The organism is Pedobacter terrestris (assembly GCF_052343045.1).
GTDB lineage: Bacteria > Bacteroidota > Bacteroidia > Sphingobacteriales > Sphingobacteriaceae > Pedobacter.
The window spans coordinates 4,803,698-4,824,485 of record NZ_CP180264.1; the positions used below are offsets into that span (position 1 = coordinate 4,803,698).

Annotated in this window: 15 protein-coding genes; 11 read left to right on the forward strand and 4 right to left on the reverse strand. The window is 39.2% G+C overall.

Annotated elements, in window-relative coordinates; translation table 11 throughout:
- From ACJVDH_RS20645 to ACJVDH_RS20655, 3 genes are read left to right on the forward strand one after another with little or no spacing between them, the layout of a single operon-like run.
- Positions 1-819, forward strand: coding sequence for a CheR family methyltransferase (locus ACJVDH_RS20645; RefSeq protein WP_443945300.1), 819 nt, complete (start codon positions 1-3; stop codon positions 817-819).
- Positions 804-1,385 (forward strand): chemotaxis protein CheB, encoded by a 582-nt coding sequence (locus ACJVDH_RS20650; RefSeq protein WP_443945301.1) that lies wholly within the window; start codon positions 804-806, stop codon positions 1,383-1,385. Before ACJVDH_RS20645 ends, ACJVDH_RS20650 begins: the two co-directional genes overlap by 16 nt.
- Before the next feature lie 26 nt (positions 1,386-1,411).
- Positions 1,412-1,774 (forward strand): response regulator, encoded by a 363-nt coding sequence (locus ACJVDH_RS20655; RefSeq protein ID WP_443945302.1) that lies wholly within the window; start codon positions 1,412-1,414, stop codon positions 1,772-1,774.
- Between the two features lie 7 nt (positions 1,775-1,781).
- On the opposite strand, the gene ACJVDH_RS20660 is transcribed toward ACJVDH_RS20655, so the two are convergent.
- From ACJVDH_RS20660 to ACJVDH_RS20675, 4 genes are all read right to left on the reverse strand, one after another.
- Positions 1,782-2,738, reverse strand: coding sequence for a DUF3137 domain-containing protein (locus ACJVDH_RS20660; RefSeq protein WP_443945303.1), 957 nt, complete (start codon positions 2,736-2,738; stop codon positions 1,782-1,784).
- Positions 2,738-3,292 (reverse strand): LemA family protein, encoded by a 555-nt coding sequence (locus ACJVDH_RS20665; RefSeq protein ID WP_443945304.1) that lies wholly within the window; start codon positions 3,290-3,292, stop codon positions 2,738-2,740. Before ACJVDH_RS20665 ends, ACJVDH_RS20660 begins: the two co-directional genes overlap by 1 nt.
- Positions 3,293-3,339: 47 nt before the next feature.
- Entirely contained in the window at positions 3,340-5,151 is a 1,812-nt protein-coding gene (locus ACJVDH_RS20670) for a hypothetical protein (RefSeq protein WP_443945305.1), read from the reverse strand.
- Positions 5,152-5,251: 100 nt separating this feature from the next.
- The gene (locus ACJVDH_RS20675) at positions 5,252-7,033 is read right to left on the reverse strand and encodes a hypothetical protein (protein WP_443945306.1); all 1,782 of its coding nucleotides are present in this window, start codon (positions 7,031-7,033) and stop codon (positions 5,252-5,254) included.
- 214 nt (positions 7,034-7,247) lie between these two features.
- Between ACJVDH_RS20675 and miaB the strand changes: the two genes are divergently transcribed.
- From miaB to ACJVDH_RS20715, 8 genes are all read left to right on the forward strand, one after another.
- A complete protein-coding gene (gene miaB, locus ACJVDH_RS20680) occupies positions 7,248-8,663 on the forward strand; it encodes a tRNA (N6-isopentenyl adenosine(37)-C2)-methylthiotransferase MiaB (protein ID WP_443945307.1) in 1,416 nt (471 codons plus the stop codon).
- Between the two features lie 115 nt (positions 8,664-8,778).
- Positions 8,779-10,017: a sigma-54 interaction domain-containing protein gene (locus tag ACJVDH_RS20685; protein WP_443945308.1), complete on the forward strand. Its 1,239-nt coding sequence runs from the start codon at positions 8,779-8,781 to the stop codon at positions 10,015-10,017.
- 33 nt (positions 10,018-10,050) lie between these two features.
- A complete protein-coding gene (locus tag ACJVDH_RS20690) occupies positions 10,051-10,554 on the forward strand; it encodes an LptE family protein (RefSeq protein ID WP_443945309.1) in 504 nt (167 codons plus the stop codon).
- 75 nt (positions 10,555-10,629) lie between these two features.
- Positions 10,630-11,595 (forward strand): hypothetical protein, encoded by a 966-nt coding sequence (locus tag ACJVDH_RS20695; protein ID WP_443945310.1) that lies wholly within the window; start codon positions 10,630-10,632, stop codon positions 11,593-11,595.
- A gap of 14 nt (positions 11,596-11,609) precedes the next feature.
- The gene (gene secG / locus ACJVDH_RS20700) at positions 11,610-11,963 is read left to right on the forward strand and encodes a preprotein translocase subunit SecG (RefSeq protein ID WP_443945311.1); all 354 of its coding nucleotides are present in this window, start codon (positions 11,610-11,612) and stop codon (positions 11,961-11,963) included.
- A 501-nt stretch (positions 11,964-12,464) separates the two neighbouring features.
- A complete protein-coding gene (locus tag ACJVDH_RS20705; protein WP_443945312.1) occupies positions 12,465-12,755 on the forward strand; it encodes a co-chaperone GroES in 291 nt (96 codons plus the stop codon).
- Positions 12,756-12,897: 142 nt separating this feature from the next.
- Entirely contained in the window at positions 12,898-14,535 is a 1,638-nt protein-coding gene (gene groL / locus ACJVDH_RS20710) for a chaperonin GroEL (RefSeq protein WP_443945313.1), read from the forward strand.
- Positions 14,536-14,831: 296 nt separating this feature from the next.
- Positions 14,832-20,777 carry a PKD domain-containing protein gene (locus tag ACJVDH_RS20715; RefSeq protein WP_443945314.1) on the forward strand — a complete coding sequence of 1,982 codons (5,946 nt, stop codon included), beginning with the start codon at positions 14,832-14,834 and terminating at the stop codon, positions 20,775-20,777.
- Positions 20,778-20,788: the final 11 nt, after the last annotated feature.

Consider the following 20,788-nt stretch of genomic DNA (forward strand, 5'->3'; position numbering starts at 1 on the left):
GTGATTACGGATGCAATAGATAATGAACAGATAGAATGCTTGCTTAACGATGTTTTGGAAGTGCATGGATATGACTTCCTGGAATATTCACATGCATCGATAAAAAGACGTATTTCGCGGTTGTATGCGTTAGATAATTTTGTAAGTTTTGCAGAATTTCGATATACAGTCCGTTCAGATAAGCAATATTTTAAAAGATTTCTGGAAGAAATTACGGTTAACGTTACAGAGATGTTTCGCGATCCTTCTTTCTATCGCGCATTGCGAAATGAAGTTTTACCTGTTTTAGGCACTTATCCTTTTATACGGATTTGGGTTGCCGGATGTTCTACCGGAGAAGAAGCCTACTCTTTAGCCATTGTTTTAAAGGAACTGAATTTGCTTAACAAGGCTTTGATTTATGCTACAGATATTAATCCTTCTGTTTTGGAAAAGGCCAAAAAAGGGATGTTCCCATTAAATTACCTGAAACAATATTCAGAAAATTATTTGCAATCTGGTGGGCTTAAAGATTTCTCTTCTTACTATACCGCAAATTATTCTCTGGCAAAGTTTGACGAAGGTTTAAGTAGAAAAATGATTTTTTCTACACACAATTTGGTTTCAGATCATTCCTTCAATGAATTTCAATTGATTCTTTGCAGAAACGTTCTCATTTATTTTGATAAAGATTTGCAACACAAAGTTTTTAATTTATTTGACAGCAGTATAGAGAAGCTTGGTTTTCTGGCACTTGGAAGCAAAGAAAGTTTAGAGTTTTGGCCAAAAGCAAAAGAATATAAACGGGTTAAACTGGAAAAAATATGGCGCAAACTTTAAATCTTTCTTGCAAAGCACTCATCATTGGCGGATCTGCAGGGAGCTTAGATGTATTGCTCGAAACTTTTCCGGCTTTATCTGCAGAAATTAACTTCCCAATCATTTTGGTTATCCATAGAAAAGCCAGTAAAGAATCTTTGTTGATTGATCTTTTAGCCGCACGTACCGCTTTGAAAGTTACAGAAGCAGAAGAAAAAGAGATATTAGAGCCCGGCAAGGTATATGTTGCGCCGGCAGATTATCATTTGCTTATTGAAGAAGACCACAGCATTTCGCTGGATTATTCTGAAAAAGTAAATTACTCCAGACCTTCTATAGATGTTACATTCCAGTCTGCTGCAGAGGTTTTTAAAACGGAATTAGTTTGTATATTGTTGTCAGGTTCAAATGCTGATGGCGTAGAAGGTTTAAAAACAGTAAACAATTTTGGGGGAAGAGTGGTTATACAACATCCCGAAACGGCACTTATGCCTTACATGCCTCAACAGGCAATAAATAATGTGAAGCCCGCTTTGGTTTTAGCAGCCACAGAAATGGCCGGATATATAAATAATTTAGTGCGCTAACGCGGGTTTGAGCTTTTAGAAGAAATATGGAAGAATTGAAGAAAGTGTTTGTTTTTGATGATAATAAGGATATTCTGGATCTTTGCACCTTTATTTTGGAAGATGCCGGCTATGCCATTAAAACTTCTGAAAGTGCAAATGACATTGAAAAACAAGTTGCAGAATTTATGCCCGATTTGATTTTTATGGACAATTGGCTACCAGATATGGGCGGTGTACAGGCCACGAAAGCAATAAAAAGCCATCCTGAACTTAAACATATTCCCGTTATTTATTTTTCGGCAAATAATGATATTTCTGCATTGGCAGATGAAGCTGGCGCAGATAGTTACCTATCTAAGCCGTTTGATATTGCAGCGCTTGAGGCGATTGTAAAAAAGCATTTATAAGCTAATCTCAGGTTTTTCCCCAAATTCTGGTGTTTAAATCCAGCTCGCGTACAATGCCATACATAAAATTTATAGTGGCAATGTCTGTTTCTAAAGCTTTCGGGTCAAGAAGCGTTTTAAATATAGGCGCTTCGAAATGATTTCTTGAAAGAAAGAAAGCGATATACATTCTCGATTTTGTAAATGTGACAGAAATAGTGCCGCCAGATTGTGCGTTAAGTTGAAGAATGCGCTCCATTAATGCCGGTGTTAAAATATATCGGCTTTCTACCTGATCGGTGCCGTAAGTAATGAAGGTTTTCTGAAAATCGGGATTTTCCAGCGTGATGATTTGATCGTTGCCAAAAGAAAATATATTTTTAGAAAGCCACGCACCTATTGCGCCGGTCATTCCTTTAGGCCGAACGATGGTTGTCGCGCCAAAATTTTTATTGAAATCTGCTACGAAAATAATGCCCTTAAAAATGTCGTGCCATTCAATTCTTTTCCCATTATCGGTTTTTTCTTCAGTTCTGTATTCCGCATGTACTTCCGCAAAGTAGAAAGCTGTTTTTCCCGCATTTCCGCGTACCAGGTCTTCCGTTTTGTATCGGTCTGGCGATGTGGAAAACAATTGAGATTCTACAAACTCCTGCTCATAAATACCCAAACTTGGTTCTAGGGTTAAACTTTCGTCAATAGATTTTAGTGCAGTTCCAATTACATCACGTTTAAAAGCCATTTTGTAAATCTGCAATTCACCATTTATCTTAATCAGCAAAACAATGCCATACACCAGCGGAACCAATCCGGTAATAATCGATAGCAATACCAATCCTGAAATAGAGCCGCCAATGGCTATAAATGCACCAATACCTACAAAGAGATATCCTTTTTTTTGTGTCGTAGCAATTTTTTGACGCGAGATTTCTAATGAAGCCAATACATTTTGCAAGGCCGCATTACTTTGGATATTTGCTTGCATTATCGGTTAAACAAATCTCTTGCGTTTATATTTGCGCGTTCTTCTTGTGCGGTTTCTAAAACAGAAACGGGCTGAAAATTAAACAGACTGGCAAAAATACTTCCGGGAAACATCATAATCGAGTTGTTGTATTCTGTAACAGCAGAATTGTAGGTTCGTCTTGCTGCGGCAATCTGTTCTTCACTTTCTGTCCAGGTGCTTTGCAGATTAATGAAATTGGCATTTGCTTTTAAATCGGGGTAGTTTTCTACGTTAACCATTAAGCCACGTATACTGCTGCTTAAAGCAGAATCAACGTTGGCTTTTTCCAGATCGGTGAGATTGCCCGCGCTGGCTTTAGTGCGCAATTCTACAATTTTGGATAATGTTTCCTGTTCATAATTGGTGTACTGTTTTACGACTTCAACCAAATTTGGAATCAGATCGAAACGCTTTTTTAACATTACATCAATTGCAGAGAATGCATTGGTAACCTGATTGCGTTTTCCTACAACACCGTTGTAAAAGAAGATAGAGAAAAGTAAAATAACGAGGATGATGATGGCGATAATCATAGGATTTTTTTGATTAAAGATATAAAATGATGTAAAATGTAAAGGGTTTATTTTTGTTGTTCTTGCATTTCTTTTAACTGCCGGCGCTTTAAGCGTTTCAATTTTCTTTCGCGGTGGCTTTCTTGCATGGCACGGAAGTTTGCAATATGCGCTCGCATTTCATTTTGCTTTTCTTCGGTAATACCGATACTGTATTTTATGCCGGTGTACAAGCTGCGCCAAATCATATTAAAAAAAGATGTTTGCGCAGGTTTTTCATAATTTACCGTAGCGGATGTAAATTTTCCATTCACATCCGGATTTTCTGCATGGATAATTAATGCATTGGCCAGAAAGGAAAGCAATCCGCGTTTAACCAAATGATCTTTCTCCGGATCATTGCGCAACAAAGCAACCGACAAATCATAATATGCGAAATCTACGCTTCCTTTTGAGCCGAGATTGTTGGCGTCGAATTTGAATTTCAGATAATCTACATTACCACGGTTAATTTTTACCAGACCTAAAGGTTTGGTAATGCGGTTTAAAGCGCGGGCGTTAAAATTTTGTAAACTTCCGTTGTACGAAAAACTGCCATCGCTGGCTATTAGATCAAATTTAAAGTCTACATCCAGTTTCCCTTGTCCCAAAAAATAAGATGTCAGATTAACATCCATCATCGGGTTAATTGCTTTAATTTTATCAATGTTGGTCGCATTTTTAATCAATCCAGAAGTATTTTCAAAAGTTAGTTTTCCAATCTGCCCACTTTCTGGATTGTATACGCCATAGCTGACGTTTACATCTTTTAGCTGTATTTTCTGAACCAGAATGGGCATAGATAAATGTTGAAGCAATTGGTGCGGAAAACGCCCGGCTTTACCGGTGCCGGTTTTTCTTTTTAAGCTTCCATTGCTAAAAACTGCCACAGAACTATTTGCGATAGACATTTCTTTCGCCCAAAGTTCTTGCTTGCTAATATAAAGGCTCAAATCAATACCGTTCATTAAAACGTTTCGCAATTGTATGTTAAACCTGTCTCTGTCATAGCCGGCAACACGGCCAAAATCCATCTCTGTAAATAAAGGATCTAATGACAACTTACTCACTCTAAGTTTTCCGGAAGACGCTCTAAAATCTAGTTTTTGCAGTTTAACGGAATACATTTCATCCGGTGTGCGGTATTCATAATTGTTTAGGTTCACCAAAACATCTTTCAATAAATAAAACCGCTTTGGGTCATCAATCGAAGTAGAATCTATCAGTAAATCACTCAAGGTGATATTTAAATCGTCTATGGCAAAAACCTGTGTGTTTGTCTTATTCTTATTGAGGTATTTAAAGCTAACATCGTTAAACCTGATTTTTTGGATACTAAATTCGGCTAAACTTTTAGAAATGAAGGTATAAGGCGATTGTAATGGTTTGGGTGCTCTGCCTTCATTGAAGGCAAACTGGCGATTTACCATTGCAATATCGGGCTTGTCAAAAATGACTTCTTCCAGTTGAAGCTTACGTTCCCGATATAAAATCCAGGGATGAAAATGCTTAACCGATAATTTTTTTAGCGATACGGTATACAGGTTATTCGGCGCACGTTTTAAAAGGGCAAGTTTCCGGTATCGTTTCATATCCGGAATAATTTTTACATTATGTAAAACAGCATTGCCAGTTAAAGCATTAGTAGAAACATTGCTGAAGCTGATGGTATATAAACTATCTGTAGATTGATACAATAAGGATTTAATTTGCGCGGATAAGAAAGGCCGGGATTTTGCATTCAGAATCCATACAAGCATAAAACAAGCGAAGAAAATGACGAGCCCGATACCTGAAACCCACTTTATAACTTTGAAAAAATTCCGTTTCGCATCAGACATGTGTTAAGATTAGATTTTTCAACAATATAATGGTAAAATCCTGATTGCAGAAATTCAGCGGCTCAATTTCATTATTTTCCAGATTGGGCGGTGCACTCATCTATTTATTCTTTTTTTTACGTTCCGCTTTTCGGTCTTCTTTCTTTTGTTCTTTAACTTTTTTGGCTATTTTTTTCTGTTGTTTTACGGGGTCTTTTATCGGGATGGCGCCAATACCAACAATATCCCGAATGCCTACAAATACTGTTTTCCACATCAAATTAAAGAACGAAGCGGAGTTAATACGCGTGTTGCTCATCGTTGCGGTTCTCGGTGCTTCACCTTTTTGCGGGTTCTCATCTTTTACCAGCACGTTATTGGCCAGAAAAGAAAGCAAGCCTTTCTCTTTGGTGCCTTCACCATCAATATTGTCTGAAAGCATTTTCACTTTCAGGTTTTTATACAACATATTCATCGATCCCGAAGCCATTCTTGTATTTCCCTGCGCTTTAAAATCGACATGATTTACATAACCGCTTTCAATTTCTACCAGACCTAAAGCTTTGGATAAAGGATTAAGGTGTGTAAAATCGAAATTGTTCATGTTTCCACTGTACGCAAATGCACCGTTTTTATCCGTCAGGTTAAAATCAATCTGAACATTTAATTTTCCTTTGCCCATCAATAAAGTATTGAGATTGGCCACGGCATGGTTGTTTTTGCTTAACATAACGCTGTCATTGGTTACGTTCAGAATATTTCCATTCAAAGCATTAAAAGAAACGGATCCTTTTTTTCGGCTCGCCGGATTGTATTCTGCATAATGCACATCAATGGCAGAAAGTTTTACGGTATCAATCCGGATCGGGAAATGGAGTCTTTTTAAGGCAACGTGCGGAAAATTTTTGCCCTTATCCAATCCTGGCGGAGGGCCAGATTCTCTGCTCATAAACACTTCAACTTTAGCGTTTTCTAAACGAAGTGAGCTGGCATGTAATTTTTGATCGGTATTTAAGGTTGCAAAATCGACACCTTTTAGCTCAATCTTCCCGAAATCAAGGTTGTAGCGGTCTTTCTGTACTTTATATTTTCTGGCAAAGGTAAGCTCAGGATAAAGCGGCGTAAGTTTCAATCCTTTAACCAAAATGTTTTTTGATGCAGCAGAACCCATAATTGTATCTACGCGCATATTGTACATTTTATCTTTAGTAACCGATTTATATCCTGCAATTCTAAAAGAAACATCTTTGGTATAATAGAATCTTGTCGTGTCCATTACGGAAAGCGAATCGAGCAGAAAATCTTTAACCCGAATGTCCAGATGACTTACCTTATTTACCGTTTTTTTTGCGGTGCTTTTATTGGTATAATCAAAATCAGCGTCTACAACTCTGATGTTGTTTACCTGCACCATTTTAAACGTTTTCGAAATCTGCTCATAAAGCGTTTTGTCTGATTTTGCTGTATCAGCTTTTTTCTCAACTTTATTATACGTCGCATGAATGGATGGATTATCGAGCAAAATTTCTCCAACATTTAAACGCTTTTTAAAATAGGCGGTTAGAATGCCTACTCTACTAATCTGCAATTTTTTCAATTCAATCTCGAAGAGATGCGCAGGAGCAATTTTTTGCTTTTTTAAACTATCGAAAACCGATGGATTGGCTTTTAGTTTTACATCGCCCATCGCCAAACTTCCGGTAACGATATTCAGATTGATGGTCTTGAAATCAATGGTATATAGATGTTTAGAACCGTCATATACAGCTTCTTTAATTTTTTCTGAAAGAATCGGTTTCCATTTGGCACTGATGAACATTGCACCAAAAGCAATTAAAAGAATTAGCGCACCTAAAATACTACCAATCCATATCCACAATTTATGCCTGTTTTTTGCTGTCATTTTCTTCAATTATTGCTATAGAACAGTTTTGGCTATTAAAGGTTTGCGTGACAAACAGCTATAGGTCATTCTATAAACGTGGTTTTTCGTGACTAGGAAGATAACGAGAGGCAAGAAACATCACTATACTGTAAAAGCGTAAACTAAATATGTCAATTTGTCACTTTTAATATAATTTATGTATTTTTGCAATCCAAAAAATCTTATTTAGATAATGATTGATTTACAAATACAGGATAAAGCACATGATGAGGCCCGGCAGGGTGAGGCATTGATTTTGGATACGCCTCAGAAAGTGGATGCCCGCAAATTATATATTGAGAGTTATGGTTGCGCGATGAATTTTGCCGATAGCGAAATTGTAGCATCTATTCTATCTGAAACCGGATTTGAAACTACCGGAGATTATCATCAGGCAGATGTGATTTTCATTAATACCTGCTCTATTCGCGAAAATGCCGAAACACGCGTACGCAACAGACTTTCTCAGTTTGGCGTAGAAAAACGCCGTAACCCAAAGTTGATTGTGGGCGTTTTAGGCTGTATGGCAGAGCGTTTAAAATCTAAATTTTTGGAAGAAGAACGTCTGGTAGATGTTGTTGTGGGGCCAGATGCCTATCGCGATTTACCAAATTTAATTGAGCAAGTAGAAGATGGGCATAAAGCGGTAAACGTTTTGTTATCCCGTGAGGAAACTTACGCAGATATTAGTCCGGTACGCTTAAACAGCAACGGAATTACCGCATTCATTTCAATTACAAGAGGATGCAACAATATGTGTTCATTCTGTGTAGTGCCATTTACACGTGGGCGCGAGCGCAGCAGAGATGCACATTCTATTGTAGAAGAAGCAAAAGGACTTTTTGAATCTGGTTATCGCGAGGTTACTTTACTTGGACAAAATGTAGATTCTTACACCTGGACATCTGAAGATGGCACAGAAACGGTAAACTTTGCCCAATTACTGGAACAAGTTGCGTTGTTAAGTCCGCTGTTGCGTGTGCGTTTTTCTACATCGCACCCTAAAGACATTACTGACGAGGTTCTATATACGATAGCGAAATACGACAACATTTGTAATTACATTCACTTGCCGGTACAATCCGGAAATTCACGTGTATTGGAATTGATGAACAGAACCTATTCTCGTGAATGGTACATCAACCGTGTCGATGCCATTAGAAGAATTATCCCGAACTGTGCAATTTCTACAGATATCATCGCAGGTTTCTGCACCGAAACTGAAGAAGAACATCAGGATACGTTGACCATTATGGATTATGTACAATATGATTTTGCCTATAATTTTGCGTATTCAGAGCGTCCGGGAACTTTAGCCGCACGTAAACTGGAAGATGATATTCCGGAGGAAGTTAAAAAACGCAGATTGGCAGAAATTCTGGCAAAACAACAAGCACATTCGCTTATGCGTTTGCAGGAATGGGTGGGGAAAACCATTCATGTTTTGATTGAAGGCACTTCAAAAAAATCAGATAAAGATTATTGTGGCCGTGGAGATAGCGGTGCAATGGTTGTGTTTCCCGCAGTGGAAGGTGTTAAACCGGGTCAATATGCGGATGTTTTGATCGAGAAATGTACTTCTGCTACGCTGATCGGAAAAATAGTTTAGAGTTTTCATCATTGCGAGGCAAGAAGCAATTCTAATGCGATGGCTATAGCCCAAAGTTTAAGATGGCTTCGTGCCTCGCAATGACGGAGCTGATCTAAAATTTGAAATCTAAAGAATGGATACACAGAATATAAAACAACGTTTCGGAATTATTGGCAATTCGCCTTTATTGAACCGTGCCATTGATATTGCCAGTCAGGTTGCACCAACAGATATGTCTGTTTTAATTACCGGAGAAAGCGGAAGTGGTAAAGAGGTTTTTTCGCAAATTATCCATCAGTTAAGTGCACGTAAACACGGTGCATTTATTGCCGTAAACTGCGGCGCTATACCGGAAGGCACTATAGATTCTGAATTGTTTGGGCACGAAAAAGGTTCATTTACCGGCGCACATGAAGCGCGTAAAGGATATTTTGAGGTGGCCAACGGCGGAACGATTTTTCTGGATGAAGTTGCAGAATTGCCGCTAGGTACACAGGCGCGTTTGTTGCGTATTCTGGAAAGTGGCGAATATTTACGTGTAGGTTCATCAAAAGTTCAGAAAACCGATGTAAGAATTATTGCCGCAACCAATGTTGATGTATATAATCGGGTAAAAAACGGCAAATTCCGTGAAGATTTATATTATCGTTTAAATACGGTTCCTTTGCGGATTCCGGCATTGAAAGATCGGAAAGAAGATATTTACCTGTTATTTAGAAAATTTGCAGCAGATTTTAGCGATAAATACCGCAGTCCGGGTTTACATCTGGAACCCGATGCAGTACAGATTTTAACCAATTACAGCTGGCCCGGAAATGTTCGCCAGCTTAAAAATATTGCTGAGCAGATTTGCGTATTGGAGAAAGAACGCGATGTAACCGGACAGGCAATTTTGAACTATATCCCGAATGAAGCAGGCAGTAATTTGCCAATGGCGATTAATTCTGCTTCAAAAGAAGATTTTACGGAAAGAGATATTTTGTATAAGGTGCTTTTCGATATGAAAAAAGATATGGTAGAGCTGAAGAAACTGGTTGCAGAGATTATACAGCACGGGGGAAATACCGCAACTGTTCTGGCGGATAATCCACAGTATATCAATCAATTGTATAGAGATGTAGAGTTGCCTGGTGGCCAGGATCATGCGTTTACCATTCAACATCCGGCACCAAACAATAGTGGCAACAATAATACTGATTATTTTACGCACGATGCGGAAGAGATAGAAGAATCGTTATCATTAGTAGATAAAGAATCAGATCTAATCAAAAAAGCATTAAAAAAGCACAAAGGTAAGCGGAAGTTTGCCGCTCAAGAATTGGGTATTTCTGAACGTACGCTCTACAGAAAAATTAAAGAACTGAATTTGTAAAATTTCCTTTAACTTAACGGGAGCATCAACAATATGAAAATTAAATTATTTGGTCTGTTAATCATTGCTGCATTAAGTTCTTGTGCCTATTCATTCGGAGGTGCATCCATTCCAGCCGAAATGAAAACCATTGAAGTGCGCGTGTTTGAAAATACAGCGCCATTGGTTGTACCAACATTGAGTAATCAGTTTACAGAAGCGGTAAAAACAAGGATTCGAAACCAAACCCGTTTAAGCATTACCAACAATGAAGGGCAAGCGGTATTAGAGGGAAGAATTACGGGATATGATATTAAACCTGTAGCATTACAATCCAGTACAACACCAACCGCAGGAGCCAATCGACTTACTATAACTGTTGCAGTTAAATACACCAATACATTAGATACCAAAAGTAGCTTTGAAGAAAGTTTTACAAGATATTTTGACTTTCCGCTAAATGGTGGGGCAATAACGGCGCAAACTCCTGCTGCAATCGCCAATATCAATTTACAGCTTACTGAAGATATTTTTAACCGGGCTTTTGCGCAGTGGTAAGTAACTTTAAACGAAAAAGGATACGCAGTTTTTTCAAAGAACGATCTAATTTTTAACTTAGCTACAAACAATAGAATGGAGAACACACAACTACTGGCACAATTAATTGCTCAACCTGGTAAGGTTAGGCCAGAACATGCGCCGATGTTGCGTGAAGCCCTGCAAAAATTTCCCTATGCACAGCCCCTTCATTTATTACTGGCCAGAGTAGAAGCGGGCCATGTGCAGAAAGCCGCTTTATATACAAATGGCAAAGCGCTGCATAATTTCTTGCAATTCCCAACACTTGAAGAAGAAATAAGTTACAATGAGCAGCAAAAACAACCTGCTGAGGTTGAACAAAAACCAGATTTAGAGCAAGTTGAAGGCAATGTAGCAGTAAGCCCCAATCAAGAACCTGTTCCTTTTGATCCCGTGGCGACATTTGATTTTTTTGCCTTTGAAGAAAAAGAAAATATTCAGGCTGCGCCACAAGAACCACCACATATTGAAACGGTGGTTCCGGATGAGCCGGAAATTAATTTTGTCTCAAAGTATGATGACGATCAATTGCCGTATACTTTTTTATGGTGGCTGGCGAAAACACGTAAAGAGCACGAACAGGTTTTTCAGCCTTACGCGCATGTTAATACAGTGAAAGCCAAAACTGCAGAACCTGCGCATGCAGATGCCAAAGCTTTTCAGCAACAATATGTAGAACATATTTTCCATATTCAAACACCATTTGAAGTTGCAGATCATCTGGCAGAATATCCAAATGCCGATGTTAAAGACGCAAAAGGTGCAGAAATTATTGAACGTTTTCTTAAAGAAGATCCGACAATAAAGCCACCAAAGCCTGAACAGATTGACAATGAAAACAAGGCGAAAAAGAGTGCAGAAGACCATTACGACTTAGTATCGGAAACTTTGGCTAAGATTTATATAGAGCAGATGCTTTATCACAAAGCCATAGATACTTATAAAAAATTAAGTTTGAAATATCCAGAAAAAAGCCGTTACTTTGCCGACCTCGTAGAATCTATAGAAAAGAAATTATAATAAAATATATTACCATGGTAACCTTTTTAATCATTTTATTAATTATTGTGTGTATCGCTTTGGGCTTATTTGTTTTGATACAAAACCCAAAAGGCGGTGGTTTGGCATCAGGTGCAGGAAGCAGCAATATGTTTGGTGTACAGCGTACAGGTGATGTTTTAGAAAAAGGTTCTTGGATCTTGTTAACCCTCATCGTAGTATTGACATTGGGCATTACGACAATTGCCAAAACAAATGGCGGTAACGCAGGTGCTGTGGGTAACTCGGCAATTCAGGAACGTTTGGATAAAGCGCCATCACCATCTCCACTTGGCGGAGCATTAAACAATGCTAAACCAGCGCCAGCAACAGATACAACTAAGAAATAATAGAATAATAACAAGCATTTGAAAGCTTTCCTCTAAAGGGAAAGCTTTTTTTGTGAGGTTTAATTTTTCATTTGAATAATGTTTAGAGCTGTTACTTGTATTCAGTATCTATATAAGACTATAAAATGGTCGTCATTGAAAGGCACGAAGCAATCCTCATGCATTAGCAGTAGCATAGAAAATTAAACCAGTTGTGGTAAAATTGCTTCCTGCTTCTTGATGAGGACTTTTATTGAATAATACAATCACTTCGTTATTGCACCTGAGCGAATTACTTCTATGCAAGAAGCAATCGAATAGGACATAGTTTATCGGCATAAAACAATACCGCCGCTGAAAGTGATACCGTTTTTGCTGCCAAGCTGACATTTAATAATTCAAGATCAATTTAATAATGACAGAAGTGGTGAAAATTTGTCCTTTCAAAGCTATTGGCATAAAAAATGTTCTTTGTTCGGCTGTTAAAAAACATAAAATCAAAATAAAAAAATAATAAAAGTTATGGCATTAAACCTAAAACCAATTGCCGGCACATCAAACAGGGTAATTGTTGAACCCGCTGCGGCAGAAGAAAAAACTGCATCAGGTTTGTATATTCCTGATACTGCAAAAGAAAAACCATCAAAAGGAACCGTTGTTTCTGTTTCTGAAGAAGATTCTGACGGTAAAAAACCAAGTGTAAAAGTTGGTGATGTTGTAATTTACGGCAAATATGGAGGTACTGAATTTCCTTACGAAGGAAATGATTACTTGATTATGCGCGAGACAGATATCTACGCAGTAGTAGGATAGTTATTGGTGGTGGATTGAATTTTAACATTTTAAATTCAGCTTAAATCAAATAAATAGTTACAAATTATAAAATGAAAGATTTATGAGTGAACAATGTTTAGATAAGCATTCTCTCAAACAATCTTCAAAATTTAGAAAAGAAATGTCAAAACAAGTAAAATATAACGTAGAAGCACGTGACGCCCTTAAAAGAGGTGTTGATATTCTAGCAAATGCAGTAAAAGTAACTTTAGGACCTAAAGGTCGTAATGTAATCATCGATAAAAAATTCGGTTCGCCGGCAATTACTAAAGATGGTGTTTCTGTAGCAAAAGAAATTGAATTGAAAGATGCTGTAGAAAATATGGGTGCTCAAATGGTTAAAGAAGTGGCTTCTAAAACTGCAGATATTGCAGGTGACGGAACAACTACTGCAACTGTGTTGGCGCAGGCAATTATTACTACAGGTATTAAAAACGTTGCTGCAGGTGCAAATCCAATGGATTTGAAACGCGGTATCGATAAAGCCGTAGCAGCAGTTGTAGAAAACCTAAAATCTCAATCACAAGCGGTTGGCGATGACAACAACAAAATCAAACAAGTTGCATCTATCTCAGCAAATAATGACGAAGTAATCGGTTCATTAATTGCCGAAGCAATGGGTAAAGTTGGTAAAGATGGTGTAATTACTGTTGAAGAAGCAAAAGGTACTGAAACCGAAGTTAAAACGGTAGAAGGTATGCAGTTTGACAGAGGTTACTTATCTCCATATTTTGTAACCAATGCAGATAAAATGGAAGCGGAATTAGATAACCCTTACATTTTAATTTACGATAAAAAAATCAGCAACATGAAAGAATTGTTGCCGGTTTTAGAAAAAACAGTTCAAACAGGTAAACCTTTGGTAATCATTTCTGAAGATTTAGATGGCGAAGCGTTAGCTACCTTGGTTGTAAATAAAATCCGTGGTTCATTGAAAGTAGTTGCTGTTAAAGCACCTGGTTTTGGTGATAGAAGAAAAGCAATGTTAGAAGACATCGCAATCTTAACTGGCGGTATCGTTGTATCAGAAGAAAGAGGTTATAAATTAGAAAATGCTGATTTAACTTACTTAGGTTCTGCTGAAAAAGTTGTAGTTGATAAAGACAATACAACTGTAATTAATGGTTCAGGTAACTCAGACGATATTAAATCTCGCGTTAGCCAAATCAAAGCACAGATTGAAACTACAACTTCAGATTACGATAAAGAAAAATTGCAAGAGCGTTTGGCTAAACTAGCTGGCGGTGTTGCTGTACTTTATGTAGGTGCTGCAAGTGAGGTTGAAATGAAAGAGAAAAAAGACCGTGTTGATGATGCTTTACATGCAACCCGTGCGGCTGTAGAAGAAGGTATTGTTGCTGGTGGTGGTGTTGCTTTCATCCGCGCAGTTGCTTCTTTGGCAGAACTTAAAGGTTCTAATGAAGATGAAAATACAGGTATTCAAATCATCCGTCGTGCAATTGAAGAGCCATTACGTCAAATCTGCGAAAATGCAGGAATTGAAGGTTCTATCGTTGTACAGAAAGTAAAAGAAGGTACAGCAGATTTCGGTTACAATGCACGTACTGATGTTTATGAAAACTTAATCGGTGCAGGTGTTATTGATCCAACTAAGGTAAGTCGTGTTGCGTTAGAAAATGCAGCTTCAATTGCAGCAATGTTATTGACTACAGAAGTTGTATTGGCAGATGAGCCTGAAGAAGGTGGTTCACCAGCTATGCCTCCAATGGGCGGCGGTGGTATGGGCGGCATGATGTAATTCATATTCCCAAAAACACTTTCGTGTAAAATATTCCCCCAAGGTAAATTCACTTTGGGGGATTTTTTTTGCCCGTAATATGTCATTTCAAGCATATCAGGAGCACTAGCTATTCATTTTGTGCAGTTGGTGTAAAAATTTATACTAATATCATTTTTGTTACGTTCTTTGTCGCTGAATATTTATAGTTGCGTAATTAAAGCTCTTACTCTTCAGTCAGTATCAGGATGCTCAAGGTTTATACCAAACAACGTACAAAAAACGCCCTCTAAATCATTCCCTAGTGTTAGCGATTTATGAAGACCTGTTGTAATAGGAAATGGCCATTTTACGCTCTGGTAATTGGGCTAGTGTTTTATGTATCAAATTGTTGTGCTCAGCTAAATGCTGGAAGGGTAGATGCAGGGCCATACACGCCAGGCAGTACTATTGCCGCTACATTTACGATTGGTACATCAAGCTGTATTGCGACGGATAATCGCTTTGAAATGTATCTTTCTGATGCTTCCGGAAGCTTTTCTACAGAAAAATTGATCGGGAGTTATACTGGTTTTTATACAACGTATGTAAATGGGGTTATACCTGTTGGCACCCAGGCGGGTGTAAACTATAAAATCAGAATTAAATCTACCAGTCCCGTATTCGTAAGTTCAGAATCTGCTGCGTTTGAAATTAAAGCAGGAACCGCCATAGAAGCTAAAATTACATCAACTTATTTAAATACAACAAATACCGAAACTTTTGGTACATGTTTAAGCCGGGCAGATAATCCATTTTTTCTTAAAAATGAATCTACGGCAAGCAGCACAGTAAGTGCAACTATAACCGATGGTGCTTCTGGCGGGGGAAGCAGTACAATAAATTTTACTACACCCAACCAAAGTTTTACGGCACAACAAACCCATTACACCATATTTTCTAAAGCGGTAATGCCCGATGGTTCTATAGCTACAAAAGCGTACTTACTGGTTAACAATAAAGCAATCACTGCTTTTGGTACATCGGGAAATAACCTGGTTTGTTTGCCTTTAGGTTTGCTGGAGTTTAACGTAGATTTTACTTCTCCAACCGGAATTCAAAACAATTTTCCAGGTGATTTATATACAATCACCTGGGGCGATGGAACAACGTCTGTTTATACCATTTGTGATATCATCCAAAATGGAGGAAAAGTTCAGCACCCCTATCAGCGCTCATCGTGCGGCAGCACTTCTACTACCAGTGCCGGCACGGTGTACAATGCTTTTGCAGTTTCTATTAACGTAGGTAATAATTTTTGCGGAACCATTGGTACACCGGTTTCGTCTTACGCAAAAGTGGTCGTTAAACCCATAAATGCATTTTCTTTTACTTCTCCAGGATGTACAAATACCAATGTGACTTTTACCAATACTTCTGTTTTGGGAGAAGATCCGAATACCAATACACCCGCTTGCGCGCCCAATACCGTAACGTACAACTGGTATGTAGATGGTGCTGTTGTTGAAGTAAATCAACCGCGTTCATTCAACTTTGTTTATAAATTTACGACACGTGGCGAACATACAATTCGTCTCGAATCCAGAAGTTCCGGAGCATGTGATGCAGATCCGGTAGAAATGAAAATCTGTATTCAGGACCCGCCAAAACCTGCTTTCACTTTGCCCATAACCACTATTTGTGTCGGCTCAACGCTCAAACCGACTGATGGATCGGTAATAGACAATATTTGCGATGGCGGAAATACGTACAGATGGGAAGTTTCGCCTGCGGTAACATATGCAAATGGCACAAACGCAACCAGCAAAGAACCTGAATTTCGCTTTGCAAATGCCGGAACGTATACAGTCAGGCTGGCCATTACAACACCTTCATGTGGATTGGTTTATTCTGCACCTCAAACAGTTGTTGTAAATACGACGCCAACGGCGAGTCTTTCTCCAAATATCAGCTTATGTAATTTATCAGTTTACGATTTTAATCCAACCACTACCGGGCCTACTAAAACCACACTAACCGGAACAACAAGTGCTAAAACCGATACCTATTTATGGACAGTAAGCGGCGGTGCATTTTCTTTTGCAAATGGTACAACTGCTGCTTCTCAATATCCTTCAATAAAGTTTGAAGCGTATGGGGTTTATACCGTTGTAGTTACACATACCAACAATTGCGGAGTTGCAACCGCATCACAAACGTTAACTTTTATTACTTCGCCGAAAGTGAATGCGGGCGCTGATCAAACTATCTGTTATAATGTTCCAAACTTTTTACTTGGGGCAGCCATCACCGGAACGGTACAAAACTTTACCTGGGTTGGTGGTAACGGTATTTTTGCGCCGAATCGCAATGCTTTAAATGCAACATATACACCTACTGTTGCCGAACGAAATAGTGGAAGTGTGAATCTGGTGTTACGTGCGGTTACCGGTTTGAGCGGTACTTGTGCACAAGTTGATGATGAAGTGGTATTGAAAATTCTACCAAATGTTACCGTTAGCAGTGCCACCAGTAAAAATATTTGTACGGGTGCTGCCGTTGCATACACACCAGCCAGTACGCCAGTTGGCGCAACTTTTAGTTGGATAGCAACAGGCTCTGCAAATGCTTCTGGATTTTCTACCTCAGGAAGTGGAAACATTACCGATGTTTTGACGAATAACGATCCGAATGCAGATGCAACCGTTACTTACACCATTATTCCGCGTTTAAATGATTGCGATGGTGCGCCATTTAATTTTGTTGTAACGGTAAAACCGATACCCATTGTAACGTTGAATGCCGCAAATACTACAATTTGCAATCGTACGGTCGCAGGGATTTCGTTCACTACAAATTCTACAAATACAAATTATACGTTCACCAGTACAGCATCTGCTGGCATCAGCGGAAATACAAACCAAACCAACGCCACTGCAATAACCGGAATAAGTGATATTTTGCTAAATAGCGGTAGCACAACAGGCACGGTAACATATACTGTTACACCAGTATCTACTGCCGGTTGCTCCGGAACTCCGGTAAGTATCACTTTGAATGTTCAGCCGAGTGTAACTCAGGCCAATGCAGGTGCTGATGTAGAAATTTGTAATGCTACAAGTTATCCTTTGTCGGCCAATACGGCAGAAGTTGGCCTTGGAAAATGGAGTGTAGTTTCTGCACCAACGCCTGTAACGTTTGCAGATGATGCTCAGCCTGCAACAACCATTTCTGGTTTGGTACCAGGAAATGTTTATACTCTGAGATGGACAATAAGCGATTTTGGATGTTCCGTTTCTTCAGATGATATACAACTTTCAGTTAATCCGGAAACAGTTGCCGGTACAACTGCTGGCACAGTGAATGTTTGTGCCGGTACCAATACTGGGAATATTACGTTAACTGGCCAGGTTGGACGAATTATCCGTTGGGAAAGATCTGTAGATAATGGGCAGAATTGGGCAACAATAACTTCTACATCAAACCCATACGTATACACCAATTTAACAGAAACCACACAGTTTAGAGCGGTTGTACAGAGTGGCATTTGCGCAGAACAGATCTCGACAGTGAGTATTGTGACAGTTAATCCGGTTACTATAGTGGCAAACGCTGGCCAAAATCAAAGCTTATGTAGTGGCAACGGAATTACTTTGAATGGAAACAATCCGATGCCAAACACAGGTTTGTGGAATTTGGTTTCCGGACAGGAAGATGTTGTAATTACAGATCCGGCATTATACAACACAAGTGTTACAGGTTTGCAACCGGGGCAAACGTACCGCTTCCGGTGGACGATCAGCGGAATTGCTCCTTGTCCGCCAACAACTTCAGAAGTAACCATAACCTATTTTCCGCCAGTTATTAATACCATTTCCGCTCCGGAAATGACAATCTGCAACGGGCAAAATATTACGATCAGCGGAGGCACACCTTCCGGCGGAACAGGGACTTTTACTTTCCAATGGCAACGCAGTGCCGATGGCGATGTGTGGACAAATATTCTCTCGGCAACGAATAAAGATTTGACGCTTCCACTAACTGCATCAACATATTTCAGGCGATTGGTAAACAGCACAATCTGTACATCAATAAGCAATTCTGTACAGATTACCGTATTGCCAACACTCACAGGAAATACAATAAGCGCTGATCAGACGATTTGTTCAGGAAGTGTTGCCGCAGAAATTACGGGTTCAACACCGATGGGTGGAGATGGAACTTTTAGATATCAATGGCAAACCAGTAACAATGGGACTACTTTTACAGATATCTTAGGCGCTACGGGAATCAATTATCTTCCGGCGGTACCAACCGCAACACAGTTTTTCAGGCGAGTGGTGAGTAGTGGAACTTGTGCGTTTATCATCAGTAATCTTGTAAAAATTACAGTAAACCTTCCGGCGAAAGCCGAAATTTCTACTCAATTGGGCAAAGGTTGCGCACCATTTCAGTTATCGGCATCTAATGTCTCTGCAATTCCTTATCCGGGTCGTAACGGAACCTACACCTGGTTTGCCAATAATGTACAAATTGGATCCGGAATAAGCTTTCCGGGATATACAATTTTAAATCCCAATGAAACGGTTACCATAAAACTAGTTGTTTCAAGTAGCCTGAATTGCAATAGCGACGAGACAAGTATCACCATTTCAACTTATCCAACCGTTAATGCAAATTTTACGCAAAGCGCTGCCGAAGTTTGCGGAACAACCGCGATACAGTTTACAAATACATCCAATTCTTTAACAGATGCAACCTTTAAATGGACTTTCGGGACTGTTGGTACGTCAAATCTGGCACAGCCAGAAGCGATAACTTTTCCGGCAGACCCTACAGGGAAAGACGCGCTTTACGAAATTACGTTAGAAGCAACTACGCCTTGCGGGATCACCACAAAAACATCTACAGTACTTATTAAAGGCACGCCGGTTTCTGTTTTTTCTCCCGATAAGACAACAGGCTGTTCGCCGTTGGCGGTAAATTTCAGCAATACATCTCCGGCAAGTTCCAGAACTACATATACCTACGATTTTGGCGACGGCTCTGCACCGATAACTACAACAGATAAAAGTAGCGTAAGCCATTTGTTTACCACAAATATTGTGAGAAACTATATGGTAACAATGACTGCAACGAACGATTGCGGATCTAGTACTTCCAACTACAACGTTACGGCTTCTCCGAATACTATTGTTCCGGAACTGGTAATCAATAGCAACGAACACAGAGGTTGTGCACCATTTACCGTAAACCTGGTTAACAATACAAGCGGTGCCACTACATTTCTATATACGTTTACCAATGAAGATACTGGCGAAATTAGTACCGTGCTAAGCAATTCGGCACCCAGTACTTTGCCATATACCTTTACTAAAGCAGGGCGCTATACGATAAAACTCGACGCAAGAAACGATTGCTCTGCCAATTCTACCACAGAAACGATAGAAGTTCTCGCACAGCCAACAGTTGCCTTTACTGCAGATAAAACGACCGGCTGCGATGGACTTGTTGTAAAGTTTAAAAACAACAGCGTTGGTGGCGTAGCCTATGTTTGGGATTTTGGCGATGGTTCTGCAACATCAAATGAATTTGAGCCACAACATACTTTTACCGGCCAAGGCAAAAAATATACCGTAACACTTAAAGCCACCAATATTTTGGGCTGTACAAATACCATAAGCATTGCGAATTATATTGATGTTGTATTACAGCCGGTAGCTGCTTTTAAAGCGAACCCCGGAAATGAGCAATCTATTCCAAATTTTACCTTTAGGTTTCAGGATACAAGTACTGATGCTGTGAGCTGGGAATGGACTTTTGGTGACGGAACAAAGTCGACAATCCAAAATCCAACACACGTTTATGCAAATGAAGGCGCATATACGGTTACCTTAAAAGTATTAAACCGTACGGGTTGCAGCGAAACAAATTTTCAAAGTGTGCGCATTATTGGTGTGCCAGGTTTTCTAAACCTTCCAAATTCATTTATGCCGGCAAGTGCGAAAAATGAGATTAAAACCTTTAAAGCAAAAGGAAAAGGAATACAATCCTGGGATATGAAAATCTTTAACAAATGGGGCCAAATACTTTGGCAAACTACGGCGCTTGATGATGGTGCACCATCTGAAAGCTGGGATGGAACATACAAAGGGCAAGATCAGCCTCAGGGCGTGTATTACTGGAAAATAGAAGTAAAATTTATAAATGGAAGCGATTGGCAAGGAATGAGTTACGATGCCTCAGCTCCGAAAAAAACAGGTGTAATATATTTAATAAGATAATGATGAGAAGG

What these genes read in the sequence shown, in the direction of transcription:
- ACJVDH_RS20650 (WP_443945301.1), top strand. Translation starts at nt 804, where the DNA reads ATGGCGCAAACTTTAAATCTTTCTTGCAAAGCACTCATCATTGGCGGA.
- ACJVDH_RS20655 (WP_443945302.1), top strand. Translation starts at nt 1,412, where the DNA reads ATGGAAGAATTGAAGAAAGTGTTTGTTTTTGATGATAATAAGGATATT.
- ACJVDH_RS20660 (WP_443945303.1), bottom strand. Translation starts at nt 2,738, where the DNA reads ATGCAAGCAAATATCCAAAGTAATGCGGCCTTGCAAAATGTATTGGCT.
- ACJVDH_RS20665 (WP_443945304.1), bottom strand. Translation starts at nt 3,292, where the DNA reads ATGATTATCGCCATCATCATCCTCGTTATTTTACTTTTCTCTATCTTC.
- ACJVDH_RS20670 (WP_443945305.1), bottom strand. Translation starts at nt 5,151, where the DNA reads ATGTCTGATGCGAAACGGAATTTTTTCAAAGTTATAAAGTGGGTTTCA.
- ACJVDH_RS20675 (WP_443945306.1), bottom strand. Translation starts at nt 7,033, where the DNA reads ATGACAGCAAAAAACAGGCATAAATTGTGGATATGGATTGGTAGTATT.
- miaB (WP_443945307.1), top strand. Translation starts at nt 7,248, where the DNA reads ATGATTGATTTACAAATACAGGATAAAGCACATGATGAGGCCCGGCAG.
- ACJVDH_RS20685 (WP_443945308.1), top strand. Translation starts at nt 8,779, where the DNA reads ATGGATACACAGAATATAAAACAACGTTTCGGAATTATTGGCAATTCG.
- ACJVDH_RS20690 (WP_443945309.1), top strand. Translation starts at nt 10,051, where the DNA reads ATGAAAATTAAATTATTTGGTCTGTTAATCATTGCTGCATTAAGTTCT.
- ACJVDH_RS20695 (WP_443945310.1), top strand. Translation starts at nt 10,630, where the DNA reads ATGGAGAACACACAACTACTGGCACAATTAATTGCTCAACCTGGTAAG.
- secG (WP_443945311.1), top strand. Translation starts at nt 11,610, where the DNA reads ATGGTAACCTTTTTAATCATTTTATTAATTATTGTGTGTATCGCTTTG.
- ACJVDH_RS20705 (WP_443945312.1), top strand. Translation starts at nt 12,465, where the DNA reads ATGGCATTAAACCTAAAACCAATTGCCGGCACATCAAACAGGGTAATT.
- groL (WP_443945313.1), top strand. Translation starts at nt 12,898, where the DNA reads ATGTCAAAACAAGTAAAATATAACGTAGAAGCACGTGACGCCCTTAAA.
- ACJVDH_RS20715 (WP_443945314.1), top strand. Translation starts at nt 14,832, where the DNA reads ATGAAGACCTGTTGTAATAGGAAATGGCCATTTTACGCTCTGGTAATT.